Source organism: Paenibacillus sp. FSL H3-0329, assembly GCF_037963285.1.
Lineage (GTDB): Bacteria > Bacillota > Bacilli > Paenibacillales > Paenibacillaceae > Paenibacillus_AQ > Paenibacillus_AQ odorifer.
Genome location: NZ_CP150150.1, coordinates 2193630 through 2215940, shown reverse-complemented (window position 1 = coordinate 2215940; position 22311 = coordinate 2193630). Strand labels below are relative to the sequence as shown.

General features: G+C 45.9%; 19 protein-coding genes and 1 riboswitch. Of the genes, 4 read left to right on the top strand and 15 right to left on the bottom strand.

What is annotated here, in order from left to right; all coding sequences use genetic code 11:
• Positions 1-60 precede the first annotated feature (60 nt).
• Positions 61-162, bottom strand: a riboswitch (TPP riboswitch).
• Between the two features lie 87 nt (positions 163-249).
• The gene (locus NSQ66_RS09480) at positions 250-1122 is read right to left on the bottom strand and encodes an SDR family oxidoreductase (RefSeq protein WP_038569678.1); all 873 of its coding nucleotides are present in this window, start codon (positions 1120-1122) and stop codon (positions 250-252) included.
• A gap of 236 nt (positions 1123-1358) precedes the next feature.
• Complete coding sequence (locus tag NSQ66_RS09475) at positions 1359-3425, bottom strand: GDSL-type esterase/lipase family protein (RefSeq protein WP_249267660.1); 2067 nt, start codon at positions 3423-3425, stop codon at positions 1359-1361.
• Between the two features lie 240 nt (positions 3426-3665).
• On the opposite strand from NSQ66_RS09475, the gene NSQ66_RS09470 reads away from it, so the two are divergent.
• Entirely contained in the window at positions 3666-4604 is a 939-nt protein-coding gene (locus NSQ66_RS09470) for an AraC family transcriptional regulator (protein ID WP_076140880.1), read from the top strand.
• A 76-nt stretch (positions 4605-4680) separates the two neighbouring features.
• Here NSQ66_RS09470 and NSQ66_RS09465 read toward each other — a convergent pair whose 3' ends face one another.
• From NSQ66_RS09465 to citZ, 4 genes are all read right to left on the bottom strand, one after another.
• A complete protein-coding gene (locus NSQ66_RS09465; RefSeq protein WP_036678923.1) occupies positions 4681-5109 on the bottom strand; it encodes a hypothetical protein in 429 nt (142 codons plus the stop codon).
• A 127-nt stretch (positions 5110-5236) separates the two neighbouring features.
• Positions 5237-6178 carry a malate dehydrogenase gene (gene mdh, locus NSQ66_RS09460; RefSeq protein WP_076140878.1) on the bottom strand — a complete coding sequence of 314 codons (942 nt, stop codon included), beginning with the start codon at positions 6176-6178 and terminating at the stop codon, positions 5237-5239.
• A 78-nt stretch (positions 6179-6256) separates the two neighbouring features.
• Positions 6257-7552 carry an NADP-dependent isocitrate dehydrogenase gene (gene icd / locus NSQ66_RS09455; RefSeq protein ID WP_036678918.1) on the bottom strand — a complete coding sequence of 432 codons (1296 nt, stop codon included), beginning with the start codon at positions 7550-7552 and terminating at the stop codon, positions 6257-6259.
• A gap of 147 nt (positions 7553-7699) precedes the next feature.
• Positions 7700-8812 (bottom strand): citrate synthase, encoded by a 1113-nt coding sequence (gene citZ, locus NSQ66_RS09450; protein ID WP_036678915.1) that lies wholly within the window; start codon positions 8810-8812, stop codon positions 7700-7702.
• Between the two features lie 397 nt (positions 8813-9209).
• Here citZ and ytvI point away from each other — a divergent pair, with 397 nt between their 5' ends.
• A complete protein-coding gene (gene ytvI, locus NSQ66_RS09445; RefSeq protein ID WP_076140876.1) occupies positions 9210-10325 on the top strand; it encodes a sporulation integral membrane protein YtvI in 1116 nt (371 codons plus the stop codon).
• Between the two features lie 89 nt (positions 10326-10414).
• Here the strand turns inward: ytvI and NSQ66_RS09440 are convergent, their stop codons facing one another.
• The 3 genes from NSQ66_RS09440 to NSQ66_RS09430 are packed head-to-tail and all read right to left on the bottom strand — an operon-like array spanning position 10415 to position 12561.
• On the bottom strand, positions 10415-10813 hold the full coding sequence (locus NSQ66_RS09440) for an FxsA family protein (RefSeq protein ID WP_036678910.1): 399 nt from the start codon (positions 10811-10813) through the stop codon (positions 10415-10417).
• Positions 10810-11337 (bottom strand): thioesterase family protein, encoded by a 528-nt coding sequence (locus tag NSQ66_RS09435; RefSeq protein WP_038569667.1) that lies wholly within the window; start codon positions 11335-11337, stop codon positions 10810-10812. The genes NSQ66_RS09440 and NSQ66_RS09435 overlap by 4 nt, the downstream gene beginning before the upstream one ends.
• Before the next feature lie 39 nt (positions 11338-11376).
• The gene (locus NSQ66_RS09430) at positions 11377-12561 is read right to left on the bottom strand and encodes an MFS transporter (protein ID WP_339279664.1); all 1185 of its coding nucleotides are present in this window, start codon (positions 12559-12561) and stop codon (positions 11377-11379) included.
• Between the two features lie 127 nt (positions 12562-12688).
• On the opposite strand from NSQ66_RS09430, the gene NSQ66_RS09425 reads away from it, so the two are divergent.
• Positions 12689-13390 (top strand): G1 family glutamic endopeptidase, encoded by a 702-nt coding sequence (locus tag NSQ66_RS09425; protein WP_244886450.1) that lies wholly within the window; start codon positions 12689-12691, stop codon positions 13388-13390.
• Between the two features lie 185 nt (positions 13391-13575).
• Here the strand turns inward: NSQ66_RS09425 and pyk are convergent, their stop codons facing one another.
• The 6 genes from pyk to NSQ66_RS09395 form a co-directional block, all read right to left on the bottom strand.
• On the bottom strand, positions 13576-14994 hold the full coding sequence (pyk, locus tag NSQ66_RS09420; RefSeq protein ID WP_038569666.1) for a pyruvate kinase: 1419 nt from the start codon (positions 14992-14994) through the stop codon (positions 13576-13578).
• 330 nt (positions 14995-15324) lie between these two features.
• A complete protein-coding gene (locus NSQ66_RS09415) occupies positions 15325-16326 on the bottom strand; it encodes an acetyl-CoA carboxylase carboxyltransferase subunit alpha (RefSeq protein ID WP_036678900.1) in 1002 nt (333 codons plus the stop codon).
• A 1-nt stretch (position 16327) separates the two neighbouring features.
• On the bottom strand, positions 16328-17221 hold the full coding sequence (gene accD, locus NSQ66_RS09410; protein WP_036678897.1) for an acetyl-CoA carboxylase, carboxyltransferase subunit beta: 894 nt from the start codon (positions 17219-17221) through the stop codon (positions 16328-16330).
• A 72-nt stretch (positions 17222-17293) separates the two neighbouring features.
• On the bottom strand, positions 17294-17482 hold the full coding sequence (locus tag NSQ66_RS09405) for a hypothetical protein (RefSeq protein ID WP_036678895.1): 189 nt from the start codon (positions 17480-17482) through the stop codon (positions 17294-17296).
• A 146-nt stretch (positions 17483-17628) separates the two neighbouring features.
• The gene (locus NSQ66_RS09400) at positions 17629-18129 is read right to left on the bottom strand and encodes a phosphatidylglycerophosphatase A (protein WP_036678892.1); all 501 of its coding nucleotides are present in this window, start codon (positions 18127-18129) and stop codon (positions 17629-17631) included.
• A gap of 74 nt (positions 18130-18203) precedes the next feature.
• Positions 18204-21845, bottom strand: coding sequence for a DNA polymerase III subunit alpha (locus NSQ66_RS09395; RefSeq protein ID WP_076100094.1), 3642 nt, complete (start codon positions 21843-21845; stop codon positions 18204-18206).
• A 141-nt stretch (positions 21846-21986) separates the two neighbouring features.
• Between NSQ66_RS09395 and NSQ66_RS09390 the strand changes: the two genes are divergently transcribed.
• Positions 21987-22310 (top strand): YtrH family sporulation protein, encoded by a 324-nt coding sequence (locus tag NSQ66_RS09390; protein ID WP_036678886.1) that lies wholly within the window; start codon positions 21987-21989, stop codon positions 22308-22310.
• Position 22311: the final 1 nt, after the last annotated feature.

Sequence of the window (22311 nt, the reverse complement as noted above, 5' to 3'; positions counted from 1 at the left end):
CCCCGTAAGGAAGGCAGTCAGAATCTGTATATAGACGGTACTACAAATAGCCCGACAACAGAAATTCGTTCTCCACTTCCCTACGCTGGTCTTAACCAGATCAGGTTCAAAGGGTCCGGAAATCCATTCCGTCTCAGCCAATCGGCACCCCTAGTGACATAAATATACAATTTTAAAATGCTAACGTGGTTTATAGTAACATATTTTTTTATTGAAATACACCCATTTATTCACATTAGCTGTACTAATCTAACCGTTTACTACCTCGCCACCATTTACATGAATAACCTGTCCAGTCACATAACTGGAATCGTCAGAGGCAAGATATACATAGGCTGGCGCCAGCTCCTCTGGTTGTCCAGGCCGTTTCATAGGCTGCGTGCCTCCAAACTCGCTAACCTGCTTCGCATCAAAGGTAGAGGGAATTAGCGGTGTCCAGATTGGACCTGGTGCTACACCGTTTACCCGTATGCCCTTCTCCGCCAGATTCGTGGACAAAGATCGTGTGAAACTCAGGATAGCTCCTTTAGTTGATGAATAGTCCAGCAGCTGCGGGCTTCCGCGATAAGCGGTAATTGAAGTTGTATTTATAATTGTAGATCCTGCTTTTAAATGAGGCATAGCTGCTTTTGTTAAATAGAACATCGCAAATATATTCGTACGGAAAGTACGCTCTAGCTGCTCGGAAGTAATATCCTCGATCTTAGCTTGCGGATGTTGCTCCGCCGCGTTATTGATGAGAATATCAAGCTTTCCTAAGCCCTCTACCGTCTGTTTAATAAGATCCTTACAGAATTTCTCGTCACCGATATCACCTGGAATTAGGATACATTTGCGGCCTTCCTGCTCGACCTGACGTTTAGTTTCCTCTGCATCTGAGTGTTCATTAAGATATGAAATGACCACATCAGCACCTTCTTTAGCAAAAAGCACAGCAACTGCACGCCCAATTCCGCTGTCTCCACCGGTAATCAACGCCGCCTTGTCTTGCAGTTTACCTGCTGCTTTATAATTTGCCGGCTCGTATTTGGGCAGCGGCGTCATTTCACTCTCAATCCCTGGCTGATGATGCTGCTCCTGTGGGGGTAAGGTTTTTGTAGCTTGTTTATTATTGCCTGACATCTTCCCTATCTCCTCTCGTTAAGTAAATTGATAGTTAACTGATCATCTTAGGATGGCACAACAATGCACGTTTATACGCTGGGTTTGTCATTTTCTTAAATCGCTTTACGAATCTTACTTACCACAATGCAAGTAGAAATAAACAACCGTGGATGTAAACTGCTGTAAGTGGAGAGGACTTCACTGCATACAAAAAGGCACAGCATCGCTGCTGTGCCTTGAATTGTTCACCCTAACTATTTCAAAGAAGAAACATGATTTTCTGCATTCACTCCATGTTCCAGTACCCACATAAAATAAAGAGCTTTAGCTGCTTTCTCCCGGGTCACTATGGCTTTAGGTTCTAGTTCTGTCCCATTGACCATTTGGCCTCTAGCAATCCCCACTTCAGATCTAATAAGCCCTAATTCATAAGCACTTTTCACTTTTGAAATTAAAAAAGGAGAAATGTCCGCCGTATCAACCAGCTGCTGCCAGGATACAAGTGGATAGTACATCGCTCCTCTAGCTCCTGGATCCAGATTGAAATCATAACCAGGATCTCCTGGCACTACTGCTGTGCCGTTATAATCAGTCATGTACTTAGGTTTATTAGCAAACTTTACTTGGTAAACATCATAGAGAATAGCACCCATCGTTTCACGTGACAGCTTACCTTTCGGATAATAGGCAAGATCTGATCTTTCCACTTTCATTAACTTAGAAATACTGCGTGTGAATTCAGCAACTGTCATCTCCGTATCTGGCTTAAAATTCCCTTGGCGGTCTTTGCCCATTACTCCCAGCTGGATTAATTTTTCAATTTGATTGCGGTAATAAGCAGCTTCCCCGGTCGTCGTATCATTAGTTATTTCCGGAAAAACCTTATCCCAGTTGCCTGTTAGTGCCGCATGCTTAACGTTCCCTTTAAGATAAGCAGTAATGGAGGCAGCAGTAGAATCGCCAGTAGCACCTTTCTCTACAAGCTCCGTAACAATCATCCGCGAAAATTGTTTGGCGAGCGCTTCTTTAAAATGAGTCCCATCGATTTTCTTTGAAGGATGCCCGTTAGCGTAACTTCCGTCATTTGTTTTGCCTGGCGTTTCTCCGGCTTCAATTGACATGAAGAGGGCTGTTATCGCTTCTACTCCGATCTCGTTATAATATTTCAGACTTTCCGAGTTAAGGTCAATAAGTGTAACTCCAGATTCATCTGCAACCCGTTTAAGAATATCTACAAACTTTCTTGATTTAAAAGAATTCTCATAGATATATCCCGGACTTGCATTCCCTTTAATTCTGGACATTGGCGTTACCAGTACTGGTATCATGCCCCGGGCTTGGATCGCAGGGAGATAAACTTCTTTAAGGTAGTTTTCATACATTGCCTCAGTCGAACCTCTGCCGTAACGTCTGAACTCATCTGCACTCTCATCATTGTGTCCGAATTGAATAAACACATAATCCCCAATGCTGCCACTCAGTAAAATGTCGTTAAGTCGACCTTCTGTATAGGCATTTTTAAACGAGCGTCCTCCCATGGAATAGTTAGTTACACTCACTTTATGTTGATTAAACATACTGCCAATAATCTGGCCCCAACCACTCATTGGCGCTTCGTCGAAGGTGTAGGACTTGACCGTGGAATCTCCAAGTATAAATAAATTCGGAAGAGCTCCAGCTGCTCTATGCTGTGGCAAAATCGGTTCCAGTATGATCTCCTCAATCCCTACAGCTGTGTTCACTTTGTTCGGTTCAATCTCAATATCTATATGGTCACGGCCGTTTACATACGTATAAGTCCACTCTTTCCCTTTGGCTACAGCCGTATGCTTGACGGGTACAAGCTTTGCCGCGTCCCAATGTCCACTTTTCAACAAGCGGCTGGTCTGCATCCCTGATACTGACACGATCCCATCCTCTGCGTCAGAAGTCGTTTTTACATATACGTTGTAGGTTCCAGGAGAAGCATCCATTCGAAACGCCATGCCGTAGTTATTATAATTATCCTTTTCAGATTTAGGTTCAGCAAAAAAATAAGATTCTGTGATGAAAAAACCTGTTCCATCGGATGTAATTGAATCGGTATGCACTTCTCTAGCGGGTAAAGCGTTGGTCTCTTGGACAAAACCATAACCTAATGATGAGTCATACAATTGCGCACCGCGATTAGGATCATACCTAACGGATTGATACCCTGTTTTAACTTGGTTTGTAAAATTGAGCTTGTATGCGTTTGCAATTCGGATTGGAGGTTGCCCCTCTACCCCATCTTTAATAAGGGCTGCCTCTGTTATACCGTGAGTAAGAGTCAATGAAGCCATAAGTAAAGAAGATAAGATTAGTATATCCCTACACAGCTTTCTCACTTCATTACACTTCCTTCCGTTTCTCGAAGTACTTCCCTAGGTTCCTCCATTATCCCTTTTCTCTAAAGTGATTCAAATGATGATTTCATTCTTTTTTTTGACCTTTTGTAACGTAAAACTTGGAATTGATCAACGGCTCACACTGCAAAACGGTCATATGTATAGGTATCCTTGATATAATTAAGAACATCCCTATTGATCCTAAGGAGGAGAACTCCTATCGCTTACAAAGTCAGCTTTCCGAACATTATAAGTACACTGCAGCTGATCGGTGTTCATTATCGTGTAGCAGAACCTGGGTGGGCATACCCTGATCATCATCACAAAATCTTCGAACTATTGTATTGCTACGACGGCAACTCCCATCAATATGTAGAAGGAAGCTCCATTGCCTTTGGTAAAGGAGATTGGTTAATTATTCCGCCTGGCTTACGTCATTATGTAGTTAATTCTGGCCTGAGCAACTATATCTACCTCTCCTTTCATTTCGATATTGACGATTTAAAGTTTCGTGAATGGTTTCAGTCTCTGGCTGTACAGAAATGGAATAACCAGCAAATGCAGCGTTCAGGATTAAATCAGCAGCTGGAACATTTGGATGAATTTATTAAGAATAATATTCTTGCCACGACGGCATCCACTGGATTTCCCGAGGAAATTGAAGAAATGATCCTTGTAAAAGAAAGGCTTCGTCTGCAAGCGATCATCCTGATGATTTTGACTGAACTCATTGATGTACAGCTCTCGAATTCAGAGAATTCCAACACAGCGAGACAAGCAAACTCTTTGTACGAGGTGGAAACTGCTCATCAGATCGAAAAATATATTGCAGCCAATATTCATTTACCGGAGCTCACGGTTAATTTGATTGCTGAGCAGCTTTGCTTAAGTCGGGTGCAGTGCCATAAGTTGTTTACAAAGGTGTATAAGATATCTCCTAGGCAGTACATAACTAACCTAAGATTAAAGAAGTCAAAACATTTACTGCTTCATACCGATTTAAAAATACAGATGATTTCTGAACAACTCGGGTTTGCTTCCCAGAGCCACTTCAGCCGACAATTCAAGCGATGGACGGGTGTTTCTCCCTTAAACTACCGGCCGAAATCTTATACTAATCCTATCAGGGATTAACGTTTATGAAGATAAATTACCGGTACATACGAAAAACCCGCTCTCCATTAAGGAGGCGGGTATAATTCGCTGTAAATTAAACTATGTCGTTAAACACCATGAAGAATACCATCAATAGCAATGACACCGTAAGCAGTGCACTAAGTGTGCGCAATTTGCCAGTCTCTGCGCTAACGTCGCGGTTCTCACGAATTCCAGCTGCTGCAAGACGCAAAGGCTTGCTCATAATACCGCCAAGCGCAAACATCGCTAGCAGTAACACAACAACAATAATCATCCACGCTACTGAATAATCACCTTTGGTCATCATGTAACCGCCTGTAAGGAGTTGGATCACCAATCCATACTGCGCAAAACGATTAAATCCGGTTACTGCACTTAACGTTCCTTCTTTAGCCCCAGACGACAGTTTCTCTGCACGTCCTAGGATGAAGGGTAGCACAAGGTAGAAGCCAAGTGCCAAGGTTCCGATCATATGTAAGAAAAACAAAACGTTCCAATCCATAACATATCTCCTCCATTTTAACTGTGATAATAGTTACATTTAATTATACCCATTATTGCTTGAGAAGAAAAGGAAACCCCCATTTTAAGTGAACAAAATGGGGGTTTCTTCATACCTCTGTCACAATCTATACAGTTAGCACAGCTGTTACGCTACGCACGGATTCAGCAGACTTATCTAAAGCCGCTTTTTCCTCAGCTGTAAGCTCCAGTTCAAAAATCTTCTCGATACCATTGGCACCAAGTAACGCCGGAACACCCATGAACAGGTTATCATAGCCATATTCTCCTTCGAGCAAGGCGATAACCGGAATGATCCGTTTTTTGTCCTTCAAGATAGCTTCCGCCATCTGAACTAAAGAAGCCGCTGGTGCATAATAAGCACTACCATTTCCTAAGAGGTTAACAATCTCTCCGCCACCCACACGTGTACGTTGCACAATCTCATCAATACGCTCCGCAGATATCAATGTATCAATTGGGATGCCACCGACACTGGAATACCTTACGAGCGGTACCATATCGTCGCCATGTCCGCCTAATACGAAACCACGTACATCTTCAACGGATACCTTCAGCTCTTGTGCAATAAACGTGTTATAACGGGCTGTATCCAGCACTCCGGATTGTCCAATTACGCGACTCTTCGGAAAACCCAGCGCATTAAATGCCGCATAGGTCATAGCGTCAACTGGATTGCTCAGAATGATTACAATGGAATCTGGTGCTACACGTTTTATGTTCTCGCATACCGACTTCACAATACCTGCATTGGTGTTCACGAGATCATCGCGACTCATTCCAGGTTTACGGGCAATCCCTGCAGTGATGATTACAATATCTGAATCCGCAGCATCTTCATAGCTTGAGGTTCCTGTAATTTGACTGTCAAATTTCTGTACAGGACCTGCTTCCAGCATATCTAGTGCCTTCCCCTTGGTAGTGTTCTCCATTTGTGGGATATCAAGCAGCACAACGTCACCAAGCTCCTTTTGAGCAAGCATAAGAGCTGTAGTAGAACCAGTAAAACCGGCACCTACAACTGTAATTTTATAACGTTTGATTGCCAAGGATTCTCCTCCTAGAACGGTGTCGGTATAGCTTGTATTAGCTAAACTTCAATATATTCAGTTGGTTGAGCCAGTCTCTTAGAGGTGATTAATAATCTCGTCGGCAAATGCAGAGCATTTCAGTTCAGTTGCGCCTTCCATCAGGCGGGCAAAGTCATAAGTCACGGTCTTGTTATTAATAGCTGTTTCCATACCTTTATAAATCAGATCTGCTGCTTCCTGCCAGCCCAGATGCTCCAGCAACATTACACCGGACAGAATCACGGAACCAGGGTTCACAACATCTTTGTCTGCATATTTAGGTGCGGTGCCATGAGTGGCTTCAAAAATCGCATGTCCAGAAATATAGTTAATGTTCGCTCCAGGAGCGATACCGATACCGCCGATTTGCGCAGCAAGCGCGTCAGACAGGTAGTCCCCGTTCAGGTTCAAGGTAGCAATAACATCAAAATCAGTCGGACGAGTCAGAACTTGTTGCAATGCGATATCCGCAATGGCATCCTTGATGATGATTTTGCCTGCAGCTTCAGCATCCTTCTGAGCAGCATTGGCAGCAGCTTCACCTTCACGTTCTTTAATCACATCATATTGATTCCAAGTGAAGACCTTATCTCCGAACTCTTGCTCAGCAACTTCATAACCCCAGTTTTTGAAGGCACCTTCAGTGAACTTCATGATGTTTCCTTTGTGCACAAGCGTTACGCTCTTGCGTCCGTGTTTGATCGCATATTCAATCGCAGCGCGCACCAAACGTTTCGAACCTTCGGAGGATACTGGTTTGATACCAATACCAGAAGTTTCAGGGAAACGGATTTTATTAACTCCCATCTCTTTTTGCAGGAATTCGATGACTTTCTTCACTTCAGCAGAACCTTCTTGATATTCAATCCCTGCATAAATATCCTCCGTATTCTCACGGAAAATAACCATATCCACCAGCTCAGGACGTTTAACAGGAGAAGGAACCCCTTCGAAATAACGAACTGGACGCAGACATACGTACAAATCCAACTCTTGACGCAAAGCTACGTTCAATGAACGAATACCGCCTCCGATTGGAGTCGTAAGCGGACCTTTAATAGCTACAAAATATTCACGGATTGCCTCCAATGTATCATTTGGCAGCCATTCGCCATATGTATTGAAGGCTTTTTCGCCAGCAAAAACTTCGTACCAAGCGATTTGCTTTGTGCCGCCATAAGCTTTAGTTACTGCTGCATCAAGTACGCGTTTGGAAGCCTTCCAAATATCACGGCCTGTGCCGTCACCCTCGATAAAAGGAATGATTGGATGATTAGGAACCTGCAGTTTACCATCTTTAATTGTGATTTGTTCGCCTTCTGTTGGCAGATCGAATTTTTCTAGTTTCAACATTTGAGTGTATTCCTCCTAAAGTTTTGTGGGATTTAATTTCTCATGGACAAGCCTCGAACAAAACTCTCTACGTATGAATATGCATTATTGCATATATTCTAGGGTTCATTCTACTAAACTTTAGGAGCAGCCTGCAAGGCTGCCCTTTTATCTTTCGTCTACTGGAACGTATTTCTGTTCAATCATACCTGTGTATTCTGCACGTGGCCGGATAATACGGTTATCTGTATATTGCTCCAGAATATGCGCAGTCCAGCCTGAAGTCCGGCTAATTGCAAAGATAGGAGTGAACAGCTCACGTTCAATACCCAGCTGTGTATAAACTGATGCCGAATAGAAATCAACATTTGGTTTAAGTCCCTTTTGTCCGGTAATCAATTCCTCGATATTTACGGACATATCATACAGCGTAGTATCATTCTTCATTGTGCCAAGTTCAAGTGACATTTTCATCAGATGTTTAGCACGTGGATCACCATTCTTGTATACTCTATGGCCGAAGCCCATGATCTTCTCACGGTTATCCAGCTTCTTACGAATATAAGGTTCAACCGCTTCCAAACTTCCGATCTCTTCAAGCATCTTCATAACGGCTTCATTCGCCCCACCGTGAAGTGGACCCTTGAGTGCACCGATAGCAGAGGTTACGCCTGAATAAATATCGGACAAGGTTGCAACCGTAACCCGGCCTGCAAAGGTTGAAGCATTCAGCTCATGGTCCGCATGAAGCACAAGTGCGGTATCAAGCGCTTTAACAGATACACTGTCAGGCTCTTTTCCCCATAGCATATACAGGAAGTTCTCGGCAATCGAGACGCCTTCTTTAGGAGCCACAGGTTCCAGACCTTTGCGAATACGCGATAGGGCTGCCACAACCGTCGGGAGCTGTGCCTGTAGTTTTACTGCTTTAATCTCGTTAGCTTCTCTACTCATATCGTCAGCCGCTTCATCATAGAGAGCAAGGCTTGATACAGCAGTCCGCAATGCTGCCATGGTGTTGGTGTCTTTTGGATAGAGCTTCATTTGCTCGATAACTGGCTCAGGAATCCGTGCGAAAGCACTGAAATCCCGTTTGAGCGCTTCCAGCTCTGGTGTTGTTGGTAGACTGCCAAACCACAATAAATAAGCGGTTTCTTCGAAGGTAGCATTTTCTGCGAGATCATCAATATCATAACCACGGTAAGTGAGTACCCCATCCACAATAGAGCTAATGGATGAAGTTGTTGCAACGATACCTTCCAAGCCTTTGGTAGCTGTCATAGCATATCTCTCCTTTGCCAACAAGGTATAAAAAGCATTCTCGGTTTCATGAAAACATTTCCAATTTAAAGCATTGAAAAATCTAATAAGTGCAGTTCAAGGACATATCCGGCGAGGATGTTGTCTGACTTTCGTAATCGAATCTTTATTCATCATACTGGATTTTGTCGGTTATGTGAACAATGTGGAAGCTTTGCAGCGCATCAAATGATTTTATCACAGAGATAGAAAAAAACTTCTAAACCCTTGATTCACAGTTGAGATTTTAGTTTATAGCATCCGGTTCAGCCCAATATTTATCCCGTTTCCTAGTCTTTAAATACGTTCTATGAATATATATGAAGACGAGCTTTTATTCCCCTGCATCAGCAGGAATGAAGGAGGTGTAGATCTTCGTATGGACCGATTAGCATTAAAAAGACTGCTGCGCGGCCTGTGGGTCGTTCTGGCTACCTCTATCCTCCTGCTGGCAATCTATTTATTGCTTCCGCTGTTATACCCCCTCCTGCTCGCTTGGTTGCTCGCTTATATCATGCATCCACTAGTGTTGATTCTTAAAGGTCTTAAGCTCCCAGCGTGGCTCGCAGTGTCGCTCTCGCTGCTATTTTACATAGGCGGAACCGCACTAGTACTGACCGCGATGATTACAAGGCTAGTGAAAGAATTGATCGTGCTGCTGCAGACCTTTAATCTTCATACGGACCAATGGAGAGATCTTCTGCTGTCTTTGAGCCAGAATGCAAGCATACAGAATATCATTAACCAGATAAATCAGTTCTACCGCGACAATCCTGACTATCACGCCACCATTGACAGCAATATCAGCAGAACAACGGAAACAGTTGGTTACGCAGTTACGCAAGTGGTGACCGGATTTTTTAATGTGATCTTAAAGCTGATCTCTGCTCTACCCAGTATGGGTACAATTCTTATCGTGGTCGTTCTCGCTGCCTTTTTTATTAGTACTAGCTGGGAAAGACATAATGCCAAACTCACAAGCTGGCTGCCAGCACCGTTCTTAAAGCCTGTATCGGATATCTGGCGGGATCTGCGAAAAGCTCTCTTCGGCTATCTCCGGGCTCAGCTAATCCTCATCTCGATTACAGCGGTCATTGTCGTGATCGGGTTGCTGCTCTTGGGTGTAAAATCTGCTTTCGCTATTGGCTTAATGATTGGTTTTGTGGATCTGCTGCCTTATTTAGGGGTTGGAATCGTAATGATTCCCTGGGCTTTATACTCTTACATGACAGACAATCTGGCACTGGGGATCGGACTTACTATCCTATATGCCGTTATCCTTATAACCCGCCAAGTGCTTGAGCCGAAAGTGCTCGCCAGCAGCATTGGGCTTGATCCCCTTGCTATGCTGGTCGGTATGTTTGCAGGTTTGCAGCTGTTCGGCATGCTTGGGCTGATCATCGGTCCCGTTATTCTAGTTATCCTTGTAGCCTTTAACCGAGCAGGTGTATTTCACGCGTTACACAGCTATATTGTCAGCGGAAGACTAAGATAATAAACAATACCCTACAATTCCTAGAATAGCAAAACAGAGCGGATCCCTATCAATGACCGGGATCCGCTCTGTTTTTGTTTTGATTATAACTAGCGGCGGTAAAAAGTGAAGGTGCCGTTTTTCATCTTTTTCTCAATCCACTTCAGCAAAAATATACGATACAAAGGCCGAGTCAACGGAAACACCAAGGAGAAACCTACAATATCCGTTACGAAACCAGGTAAGATCAGCAGTAAGCCCCCGAAAAAAATGCATAGGCCATCCAGCATCGTCCGGCCAGGAACGCGTCCCTCCTGCATATGTGTTCTGCTGTCTTGCAGCACCTTATTCCCTTCGAAACGCATCATCAATAAACCGATAACCGAGGTGGTCAACATAAGCAGCAGCGTTTTGAATGCTCCAAGCTGATCTGCTACAAAGATAAAGCCGAATAATTCCACGGCAGGAATGATAAATAATGCAGCCCACAACCATTTGCTTCTAATCATACAGAACCCCTTTCTTCCCGCAGCGCTCCTTTAATCGCGTGAAACAGCTCCGGAAGGGCTCTATCCAGCCTGGCAGGCTTCCATTCTCGATTCACCCAAACATGATTTGTCGAGCCGGTAACCAGCAGTTCCCCGGGGAGGTCCATCGACCGCAATTGTCCCAAAGTAGCCGCTGAACCCTCTAAATTCCTACCTTCTGCTTCCGAGAGCCTCCGCACCTGATACTCAAATGCGACTCTTAACGCCGAAAAGGTAGTCATTCGCGCATACACGGAGATAAGATCATCATATCGCGCCGGACTTTTAAATTGCAAATCGGCTGAGGTAACAGGAAGCAGCACTCCCTGATTCTCAAGCTCACGATAAGTAAAGCCAAGCTGACGTAACAACTCCGTACGGCCAGACTCAAACCAGTTCAAATAATTCGCATGATACACAACGCCCATCTGATCACTTTCCTGGTATCGAACACGCAGGGTCGATTCATACCACCGGCTTCGCAAGCCGTCTTGCTGTAATTCCATTTATAAATACTCCTTTCGGCATAGGCAGCAGGGAGAGCTTTATGCCCTGGCCCCGTCTGAAGATAGCTTTGTCGTTGATAGTTTGCTTCGGGAGCTTCTGGCGACATAAAATAGCAGCATCGCTCCTGCGATTGAACTCAACATACAAGACAGGTTCATCACTTCTACACCGCCTTGATTGAGCAAGAATCCATTTAATAAATTGCCAACAACACCGGCAAAACCCGAGAACACTATATTAAAAACACTTTGCCCAGTCGCCTGCATCTCGTTAGAGGTGATCTGAGATACATATTCAACGGCAGCAATATAAAAGAACCCGAATGACAGACCATGCAGTACCTGCACTCCAATCATTACGGATGGATAAGGGAATGCCACCTGAATGCCCCACCGCAAGACATAAATAAGTGCACCAAGGAGCAGCGTCCGCTCGCGACCCAGCTTTTTGATTACCTTGGAAGCAAACAGCATGGAGGGCACGTTCGTTACAGATGCGAGAAAAAGCGCAATTCCTGCATAACGAGTTGAACCTCCAACCGACTGAAACGCGATAACGAAGTAGGTTCCAAAAGCAGTCATCGTCTGGTTCACAAGAAAACTGCCACCCAAAAACGCTAGGAACACCCGATTCCCCAGCAGCTTTTTAACCCCCTGAGAAAACGATTGCCGCATCATATGATTCTCTTCTGCCTGCTTCGGCAGCGTCAATGCAATAAGAACCGCAATTAGATTAAACATAAGAAAGGGCAGCCATATCGTGGATACAGAGAAGGACGATACATACAATCCGCCTAAATAGGCTCCCACAGCCGCTCCAATGCTCATCATAAGCCTTATACTACCATAAGTAGCCCCAGCCTTCTTCGCCGCTGAAATCGCGTAAGAATCGGCTATAGGCGCCTGTGTTGAGGAAAAGATTGTTGAGAGGGTATACACCAGCAGTAACACTATAAAATATTCCGAACGGTAAAAGACCGCTAATAAAGCCGGTATCGCCACACTTAGGATTAGTACCAAACGTGTCTGATTATACCGATCCGAGACAATTCCCCATATTGGCTGAATCGTGATCGCAATTAGCGTGCCTGTTGCCATTAGTATACCTATTTGCCCGCTATCAAGTCCATTGTGTACAAGCAGCAGCGTTAGATATGAGCCAAATGAACCACCGGCCAATCCTAAAAACAGATAAAAGCCACGCAGCTTCGATAATTTTTCCATTTTAAGCTACAAATCCTCTCCAGCTTCTTAATCAAGCATTGCACTCTCTTATATTTTAGCAGAACACCCGTACTTCCTATGTAATCACCGCATTTAATATAGCAGTACTATAAAGGCGGTGGACAAGTTGAATGATAAACAAAATTCTATTCGGGTCAATCATCCATGTCTAAAAGACAAATCTAATGCGAACAAATTTCAAAGCTCCGGCTTCGGCTGGTCTTCAACAAACTGGAGCGGGTATACAATCACTGGAAAAAAGGGGACCTTTAACCGCATTGCCGGCGAATGGATCGTTCCCTCCGTAAAACCAACCTCTAAACCTTCCTATTCCTCTGCTTGGATTGGAATCGACGGTTTCAAGAACAGCAGCCTGATCCAAACGGGAACAGGCCATGAATTCGTAAATGGTCGTGCCCGGTATTACGCTTGGTGGGAAATCCTACCTGATGTTGAAACGGTAATTCCCCTTCCAGTGAGCCCTGGAGACCATATAAAAGCTAACATCACGAAGGTAGGCCGCAACAAATGGACGATTACGCTCCGCAATTTGAGCCGAAATTGGATTTTTCGAACATTGCAGCGATACAACGGACCACAAACCTCTGGTGAATGGATTATGGAGGCTCCCGAGGTAGACGGCTCGATCGCAAAGCTGGCGCGCGTCTCCCCTACTTGCTTCTATTGCTGTCGAATTAATGGCAAAAGTCCGAGGCTTACCCTAAATATGGGAGGAATCATGGTGCAAAATAACGCTACTATCGCCGTTCCTTCTTGTCCAAACCATCGTGGGGATTCTTTTACTGTCAAACGAACATACCCCAAATAAAAATTCTCGAACCTGTCATTCAAGATTTGTTACTAACAGCATAAATGGATTTAACATAATCTTCAATCGAATATGTTGATAAACACGAAAAAAGGGCTGCCTCGCTTGTAGATTTACACTACAGTTGAGACAACCCTTTAATTAAGCTCTATGGAACCTGTTAAACAGGTGAAGCCAGTCGAAAACTACTCGATTGTGCTTACTTTTACCAAGTTAGTGGAACCAGAACGTCCAAGTGGAATTCCTGCAGTAATCACAACTAGGTCACCAGTTTGAACCAGACCGGAATCCTTACCACCTTTGATTGCTGTTTCCAGCAGCTCATCTGTGGAAGATGCAACTTGTCCGAACACTGGCGTTACGCCCCAAACGAGGGACAATTGACGCATAGTTCTTTCTTGTGTTGTAACGGCAATGATTGGTGCTTTAGGACGGTATTTGGAAACAACGCGTGCAGTATGACCTGTTACAGTCGAAGAAATGATAGCCTTAGCGTTCAGATCCAAAGCAGAAATTGCAACGGATTGGCTGATTGCTTCTGTAACTGTAGTTTCTTGTGCAGTTTGTTGTTTCATGAAGATTTCATGGTGGTTCAGAGCGGATTCCGCTTTCTCAGCAATGCGGGACATTGTAAGTACGGATTCTACTGGATATTTACCAGCAGCAGTTTCTCCGGAAAGCATGATTGCATCTGTTCCATCTAAAATAGCGTTTGCTACGTCACTTGCTTCAGCGCGAGTAGGACGTGGGTTGCGTTGCATGGAATCCAACATTTGTGTAGCTGTGATAACTGGTTTACCAGCAACGTTACATTTTTGAATCATCAATTTTTGAGCCAAAGGTACATCTTCAGCTGGGATTTCAACACCAAGGTCACCACGAGCAACCATCAGGCCGTCAGAAGCTTCTAAAATTTCATCAAGGTTGTCAACACCTTGTTGGTTTTCGATTTTGGAAATGATTTGGATGTGAGAAGCGTTGTTTTTCTCAAGCAGCTCACGAATTTCCTGAACGTCGCTAGCTTTGCGAACGAAGGAAGCGGCGATAAAATCGATGTCCTGTTCGATACCAAAAAGAATATCGTTGGTGTCTTTTTCCGTAATACCCGGCAAGGAGATGTTTACTCCTGGTACGTTAACGCCCTTCTTGCTCTTAATCGTACCACCGTTTACAATACGGGTCTTGATTTCTGTACCTTGAATGTCGACAACTGTCAAACCAATCAGACCGTCATCAATAAGGATTGTGGATCCTACTTGAACATCGTTAGGAAGTTCGCTGTACGTGATGGAAATACGATCTTGATTACCAAGGATCTCTTCCGTAGTCAGTGTCAGGTACTCGTCCTGAACAAGTTCAATCGGTTCTACTTCCAGCTTGCCTGTGCGAATCTCCGGTCCTTTAGTATCGAGCAGGATAGCAACTGTTTTGTTCAGTTCCTTAGATGCTTGACGGATCGTATTGATCCGAGCACCGTGCTCTTCGAAATCGCCGTGGGAGAAATTCAGACGGGCCACATTCATACCAGCCAAAATCAATTTTTTGATATTCTCCAACGATTCACTCGCAGGTCCGATCGTACATACAATTTTACTTTTCCGCATTAGGTTTTCCTCCGTTTTTTCGTTCTCTCTGTCTCACTTTTTCCAACTACAAAATCTACTACAAGGCTAACTAATAAAATAGGAACTTTGTCACATGTGCCTTTAAGTACGCCCTTATGAATATTACTGCAAACCAGACACAAAATCAATGTTGTAGGCACTTTTGGGTGTAACTTTAAGTCGAATTTTCTGTAAACATAAAAAAAATTAAAATAATCCCGTTAGTGGATCGAGATTATTTTAATTCCAATAAATTGTATATTTTACACTATATCCAAAAGACCCACTAAGTATAGCTATATGTCTTAAAGTGCAAATGATTTTGCACTTTTACACTTCTGACTTCACTTCTTCTTCAATGAAAATTTGTTCCTGCTGAGCCTCTGCAAACTCACCAATTTTACGGAATTTACGGTATCGATCATCCTTCAATTCCACTGAGTTCATCTGGGTTAGCTCCTGCAGATGCCGCCATAATGCATCCTTAATCGCCGCTGCCGTTGCTTCGTAATCCCGATGAGCGCCGCCTTTAGGCTCTGGTACGATCTCTTCTATAACTTCCATCTCAAGCAGATCAGCAGCCGTTATCTTCATGGCTTCTGCCGCTTGATCAGCCTTCGAAGCATCCTTCCACAGAATAGAGGCCGCTCCGTTTGGAGATATCGCCGAATAAATGGCATGTTCCAGCATGAGCACTCTATTTCCAACCGCCAATGCCAGGGCGCCACCGCTTCCGCCTTCACCGATGACCACACAGATTACAGGGACACCAAACTGAGACATCTCGCGTAAATTACGGGCAATCGCTTCGGATTGACCTCTTTCCTCGGCTGTGTTGCCTGGGTATGCACCTTTCGTATCCACGAAGGTAATAATGGGACGTTTGAACTTGTCCGCTTGCTGCATCAGACGCAGCGCTTTACGGAAGCCCTCAGGGTGTGCACTGCCGAAGAATCGTAAAATATTCTCTTTGGTGTCTTTACCGCGCTGCTGGCCAATAACTGTAACCGGCAACCCATTTAGTTTACCGATGCCGCCTACAATAGCAAGATCATCCCCAAACATCCGATCACCGTGGAGCTCAATAAAATCTGTGAAGATCTGCCCCATAAGATCAAGGGAAGTCGGACGTCCTTGATGTCTAGCCAAATGCATTTTTTGCGAAGGAGAGATATTAGAATATATTTCTTCCTCCAGCACACGGTATCGCTCTTCCAGCCTAGCTACCTCGTCCGTAAAATCAATACCCTTCTCTTCGCCAAACTGTTTCAGTTCAGCAATCTTCTTGCGCATTTCTACCAGAGGCATTTCAAAAGGCAACTCTCCTGCCAACCTAAAATCCCCCTTTCACGTCATGCAGCTCCAAAATTTTAGTCAATGTAGCGCGCATTTCTTTGCGGTGCACGACCATATCAAGCAACCCATGCTGAAGATTAAATTCAGCGGTCTGGAAATCATCCGGAAGCTTCTGGCGAATGGTCTGCTCAATGACTATACGTCCTGCGAAACCAAATACCGCTCCAGGCTCTGCAATAATTATATCACCAAGGCTGGCAAAACTCGCAGATACTCCACCGGTAGTAGGATCCGTAATTATCGAGATGTAAAGACCTCCAACCTCGTTAAAACGAGCCAGCGCAGCGCTGGTCTTCGCCATTTGCATTAGACTAAGAATACTCTCCTGCATTCTCGCTCCACCTGAAGTAGAGAAAATAAGGAGTGGAAGCTGTTGCTCCGTGGCCTCTTCTATCGCACGGGTGATCTTCTCACCTACTACAGAGCCCATACTGCCTGAGAAAAATTCAAAATTCATCACAGCTACGATGACTGGATGGCCACCAATGGAACCCTGACCCGTAATTACGGCTTCAGTTTGTCCAGATTTCAGCTGCTGTTGCTCCACTTTGGAAGCGTAACCCGGAAATTTCAGCGGGTCGATAGAATACATTTCACTGTCAAACTCAATAAAGCCCTCAGGGTCTAATGTCATCGCAATGCGCTCCACAGCATTTAGGCGCATGTGGTGACCACAAGTAGGACATACCTTTAGGTTCTTCTCTAATTCCTTACTATACTGGATCGTTCCGCATTTATTACATTTGCTCATTAATCCTTCAGGGATTTCACGTTTGGGGCGTTCGCCTTCCGCAGGCCCGCCGCTCCGCTCCAGACGTTCTGAAGGAATAGTCGCGTACTTCCGTTTCTTCTGAAATAAATCTTTGAACACACCCGCACCTCTTCAGCCGTTTATTTGCGTTATGCAGCTTGCCGCTGTCATGACTTTTGTCTTGTAAGAAACTCAGGGATGCAGAATAAGATTAAGGACTTCCTGTACTTCCTCCAGTTCACCTGAAGGAACCAATATCTCAAACTGCTGCTTGGACATATTGATTGGACGGCATTCTACCAAAAAACCTTCTTCTGTTAGCTTACTCTTAATCATATCCGCCACTCTGGCGGTCGGCGCGATATATATTACCGTCCACATGCCCTGCAAGGCCTCCCCAATCTTAATTCCCAGCCGTATCCCGTATAATGGAATTATGATAACACAGTTTTCTTTTTTCCCGCAACAGGAGTAGGGCATAGGAAGCAAGACTGAGGAACTTGTTCAAACGAAATAAAGGGGCTCAATTATTCCTTGTCCGTGCCTAAAGGATATACTTTTGCCCCTTCATGCCGATGAGCAATTCTGGCGGAAGCGGCGGCAGCAATGCCGGCAACAAGGTCATCCAAGAATACATGAATCCTACCTTTATCATCGTTCAGTTCACCAATGATTCCAAGCTTTATTTTGTCCAAATACCCAAAACCTGTCAGTCCGATCATCCCATATACCCCTGTAATACCAAGCGCCAGAGTCTCGTCCGCTCCGTAGAGGGATTCATCAGCCTCCATTACCGCCTGCAGCGGCTGTGGAAGCAGTTTTTTCTCGGCTAATTCATCAAGAGCAACACCTGTCATTAAAGTATACTGCACTTCTCTTTTGCCCAAAACAGACTTGACGCTGGACAGACATTCATCCTTGGTTAAACCAGGATAATAAACCGATTGTAAAATATATACGATTTCAGCAATGGAGGAAAGTGATACACCTCTGCGTTCCAACAGATCTACTGCCATTTGATAGGACATGCTGCGACTCCCCTTTCCGTACAGGGATGTGCCCTGTGGTTTCCTAATGTATGCGGAAAAGGGGAGAATTGTTCTTATTTTATTCTTACCGTACCTGCACCCAGCATAACCTCGATCGCCGCGAAAAGTTCCTCGGACGGCTTAATTCGATAATTATCGCTAAGAGCTAGGAGCTTCTGATCCTGTTCATAGAACAGAAGCGTCGCAGCTGGACCGGGATGATTCTGCAGTAGCTCTTTCAGGCGCGACAGCAACGCTGCATTCTCTGAGGCCGGCGTGATCTTGATAAAGACACGCTGGCCTGAGGTCGCCGCTGTTGTTGGCGCGGCCTGTGCAGTTGTTGCAGGCGGCGTTGTGCCGCCTGCTGGTCTGGCAGCCGGACCAGTGGCGGCACCGCTGGTCCGGGAAGCAGGAGCTGCGCCGCGTGGCGGCGCTCCTGCCGAGGCCGAGCGTCCCGCGCTGTACGAGCGGGACGCGGCGGCACTACGGCGCTGCAATAGCCCGCGGAGAGCCTCCGCAGACAGCAGCGCCACTTCCTCGGCCAGCAGCTTGAAGCCTTCGTCTTCCTGCTGCACCTTGGCGCGCAAGGCCAGCAGCGCGCCCTTGGCAATCAAGCTGCGGCTTCGCTTCCACACCTCAGGGAAGAGCACGACCTCGCAGCGCTCGATCTGATCTTCCCATTCGACGAAGGCCATCGATTTTCCTTGCTTCGTCGTAATTTCCTTAACGGATACGACCATTCCGGCCGTAACCGTCTGGCTCTCATCCGCGGCTTCACCAAGATCCATCAGCCGCTGCATACCGGGCTCCTCAAGCAGCTCCGCGCTATCATCAAGCGGATGGCCCGAAAGATATAACCCCAGCAGCTCACGTTCCATCTCCAGCTGCTGGCCAATGGTGAACTTAGGGATATCCGGATAGCGGATTTCCCAGTTCGGTGTCTCCACCAAATCGTCGAACAGCTGGATTTGCAGCTCATCCCGCTCCTTGCGCCACTTCAATGCAGCGTCAACCGTCTCGTCCAGCATAGCCAGCAGCTGGGCGCGGTGACCCGGCAGACAGTCAAAAGCTCCCGCCTGCAGCAATGATTCCACTACCCGCTTATTGCAGACCCGCAGGTCCACACGTCGACAGAAATCTAGCAGACTGTCGAACGGACGCTCCTTGCGGACCGCCATAATGTTCTCCACTGCCAGCGTGCCGACGTTCTTAATGGCTGCGAGTCCAAAGCGGATATGCCCGGTTCCGGTTCCTTCGCCTGGAACCGGAGTAAACAATACGCCGCTCTCGTTCACATCCGGCGGCAACACGCCGATGCCCGTGCGGCGGCAGTCCAGCACATACTCCGCTACCTTGCGGTGAGTGCCCATTACAGCGGTCAACATAGACGCCATAAACTGCACCGGATAATGTGCCTTGAGATAAGCTGTCTGGAAAGCCAACACTCCGTAAGCCGCGGCATGAGCACGCGGGAAGCCGTAATCGGCAAAGCGCACGATCATATCATAAACAGCATTCGCATCCGTTTCATTATACCCCTGCTGCAAGCTGCCTTGAACAAAATGGCTCCGTTCCTTATCCAGAGTCTCACGTTTTTTCTTAGAGACCGCTCGACGGAGCAGATCCGCTTCTCCTAACGAGAAGCCCGCCATCAGAGAAGCAATCTGCATGATCTGTTCCTGATACACAATGATCCCATAGGTGTCCGCTAAAATAGCCTTCAAATCAGAATGTGGATACTCTACTTCAATCTCACCGTGTTTGCCTGCTATATATTTCGGGATAAATTCCATCGGACCCGGACGATACAGCGCTAGAACCGATACAATATCTTCAAAGCCGTTAGGCTTCAGATCTTTAAGTACTCGTCTAACGCCCGCCGACTCCAGCTGGAAGACCCCTGTTGTCTCACCAGCACCAAGCATTTCATACGTAGCTGGATCATGATCTGGGATGACACGGAAATCTGGAACACTTCCGCTCATTTCTTTAATCGAATTCATGCAGCGTTCGATAATCGACAACGTGCGCAAACCCAGAAAATCCATTTTCAGCAGCCCGACGCTCTCCAAATGCTCCATAGAGTATTGGGTTAACGCCGTACTTTCGTTACCTTCCTGAAGTGGGACTGCATCGGTCAACGGACCTTTCGAGATAACAACCCCAGCGGCATGTGTCGAAGCATGGCGGGGCATGCCCTCGACCTTCATAGCCATATCCAGCAACCCTTTAATCTTTGGATTGCTATCATACAGTGCTTTAAGATCTGGTGTACTCTCCAGCGCCCTGGCAAGGCTGATCCCTAGTTGTCCAGGTATAAGCTTGGCAGCTTTGTCTACCTCGTTATAAGGCAAATTCAGCACCCTGCCTACATCACGAACGGCAGCCCGTGCAGCCATAGTTCCGAAAGTAATAATTTGCGCCACATGTTCTTTGCCGTATTTCTCCACTACATAACCAATAACCTCATCACGCCGTTCATCGCTAAAATCGATATCAATATCCGGCATGGTGATCCGTTCTGGATTTAGAAAACGTTCAAAGAGCAAGTTATATTTCAATGGGTCCACGTCAGTTATTCGCAAAGCGTATGCGGTGAGACTACCCGCGGAAGATCCCCGTCCGGGTCCCGTAGCAATTCCCTGACGATGACAATAAGCAATAAAATCCCACACAATTAGAAAATAATCGCTGAAGCCCATACTCTCGATAACGCCCAGCTCATAGGTGAGACGCTTCTCAGCCGTCTCTCTTTGCTCAGGTGTAGCCCATTGCGGTGTATCTATATATCGTTCCTCCATCCCCTTCCAGCACAGCTCACGCAAATAAGCAGCGGAATCCATGCCTTCAGGGAGCGGAGAATAGGCAGGCAGAATATGATTGCCAAAGGTAAGCTCCAAATTACATTTTTCTGCGATCAATAAGGTATTGGCGATAGCCTGCGGCACATGCGGAAACAATGCCGCCATTTGCTCGCTGCTTTTTAGAAACAGCTGATCTGTTCCGATCTTGAGACGTTCCTCATCATCCACCGTTTTGCCTGTTCCGATGCAGATCAGCACATCCTGAACCTCAGCATCTTCCTTCGCCAAATAATGGACATCATTCGTCACCACAAGTGGAATTTCACATTCCCCGGCAAGGGCGATCAGCTTGGGATTCACTCTCTTTTGCTCAGAGATCCCGTGGTCTTGCAGCTCCAGATAGAAATCTTCGCCAAAAATCGCCTTATATCGCAGCGCAGCCTTTCGCGCCTCCTCATCACGACCATGCAGCAGATGCTGCGGCACTTCTCCGCCCAGACAAGCACTAAGGCAGATAATCCCCTCTGAATGAGCTGCCAACACTTCCATATCGATCCGGGGTTTATAATGATGGCCTTCCAGATGGCCGATAGAGATCAGCTTCATCAGGTTCTTGTAGCCGGTTTCATTCTTGACGAGCAGAATCAAGTGGTAGATCGGTTGATCTTTTCGACTGCCCCGCTCACGGCGTGAACCCGCGGTTAAATAAGCTTCACAGCCAATAATCGGCTTGATTCCATTCTCTTTACACGCTTTATAAAAAGGGATGGCCCCGTACATCACTCCATGATCCGTAAGCGCCAGCGACTTCATGCCGTATTCGCCGGCCCGGCGCACGAGATCGGTAATGCGCGCCGCCCCGTCCAGTAAACTGTATTCGCTGTGCACATGCAAATGCACGAAAGGGCTCATAACCCCACTTCCTCTCTACTGCAAAAATCAAACATAAGATGAAACTATTTTATCATATTAAAGGGGGACCCGCCCATACAATGGATTAAGAGCATAAGGACAGGCAAAGCTTGTAAATGCCTCGTCCGGGAAGGGGCCTGTATGAGCATTTTTATGAGCAAAGCTATCCTCGACTTCTTTATCGCCTTCGGCATCGTGCTTGGCGGAGCTATGCTCGGCGGAATCGGCGCCGTTGTATCCCTGCAACCGCCGACGCAAACGATGCTGGATGTGGCAGATCGGATTAAAATATGGGCACTAGCAGCCGCTGTAGGAGGTACTATGGATCCCTTACGGGTCATTGAAAGTAACATGATTGGAGGCAACCTCTCCCCCGCCATCAAACAAATCATGTATCTTGCCTTCGCTTTTCTAGGAGCCCATATGGGCAGTGAGCTAGTAAAATGGGTGTGCGGCAGGGGGTAAC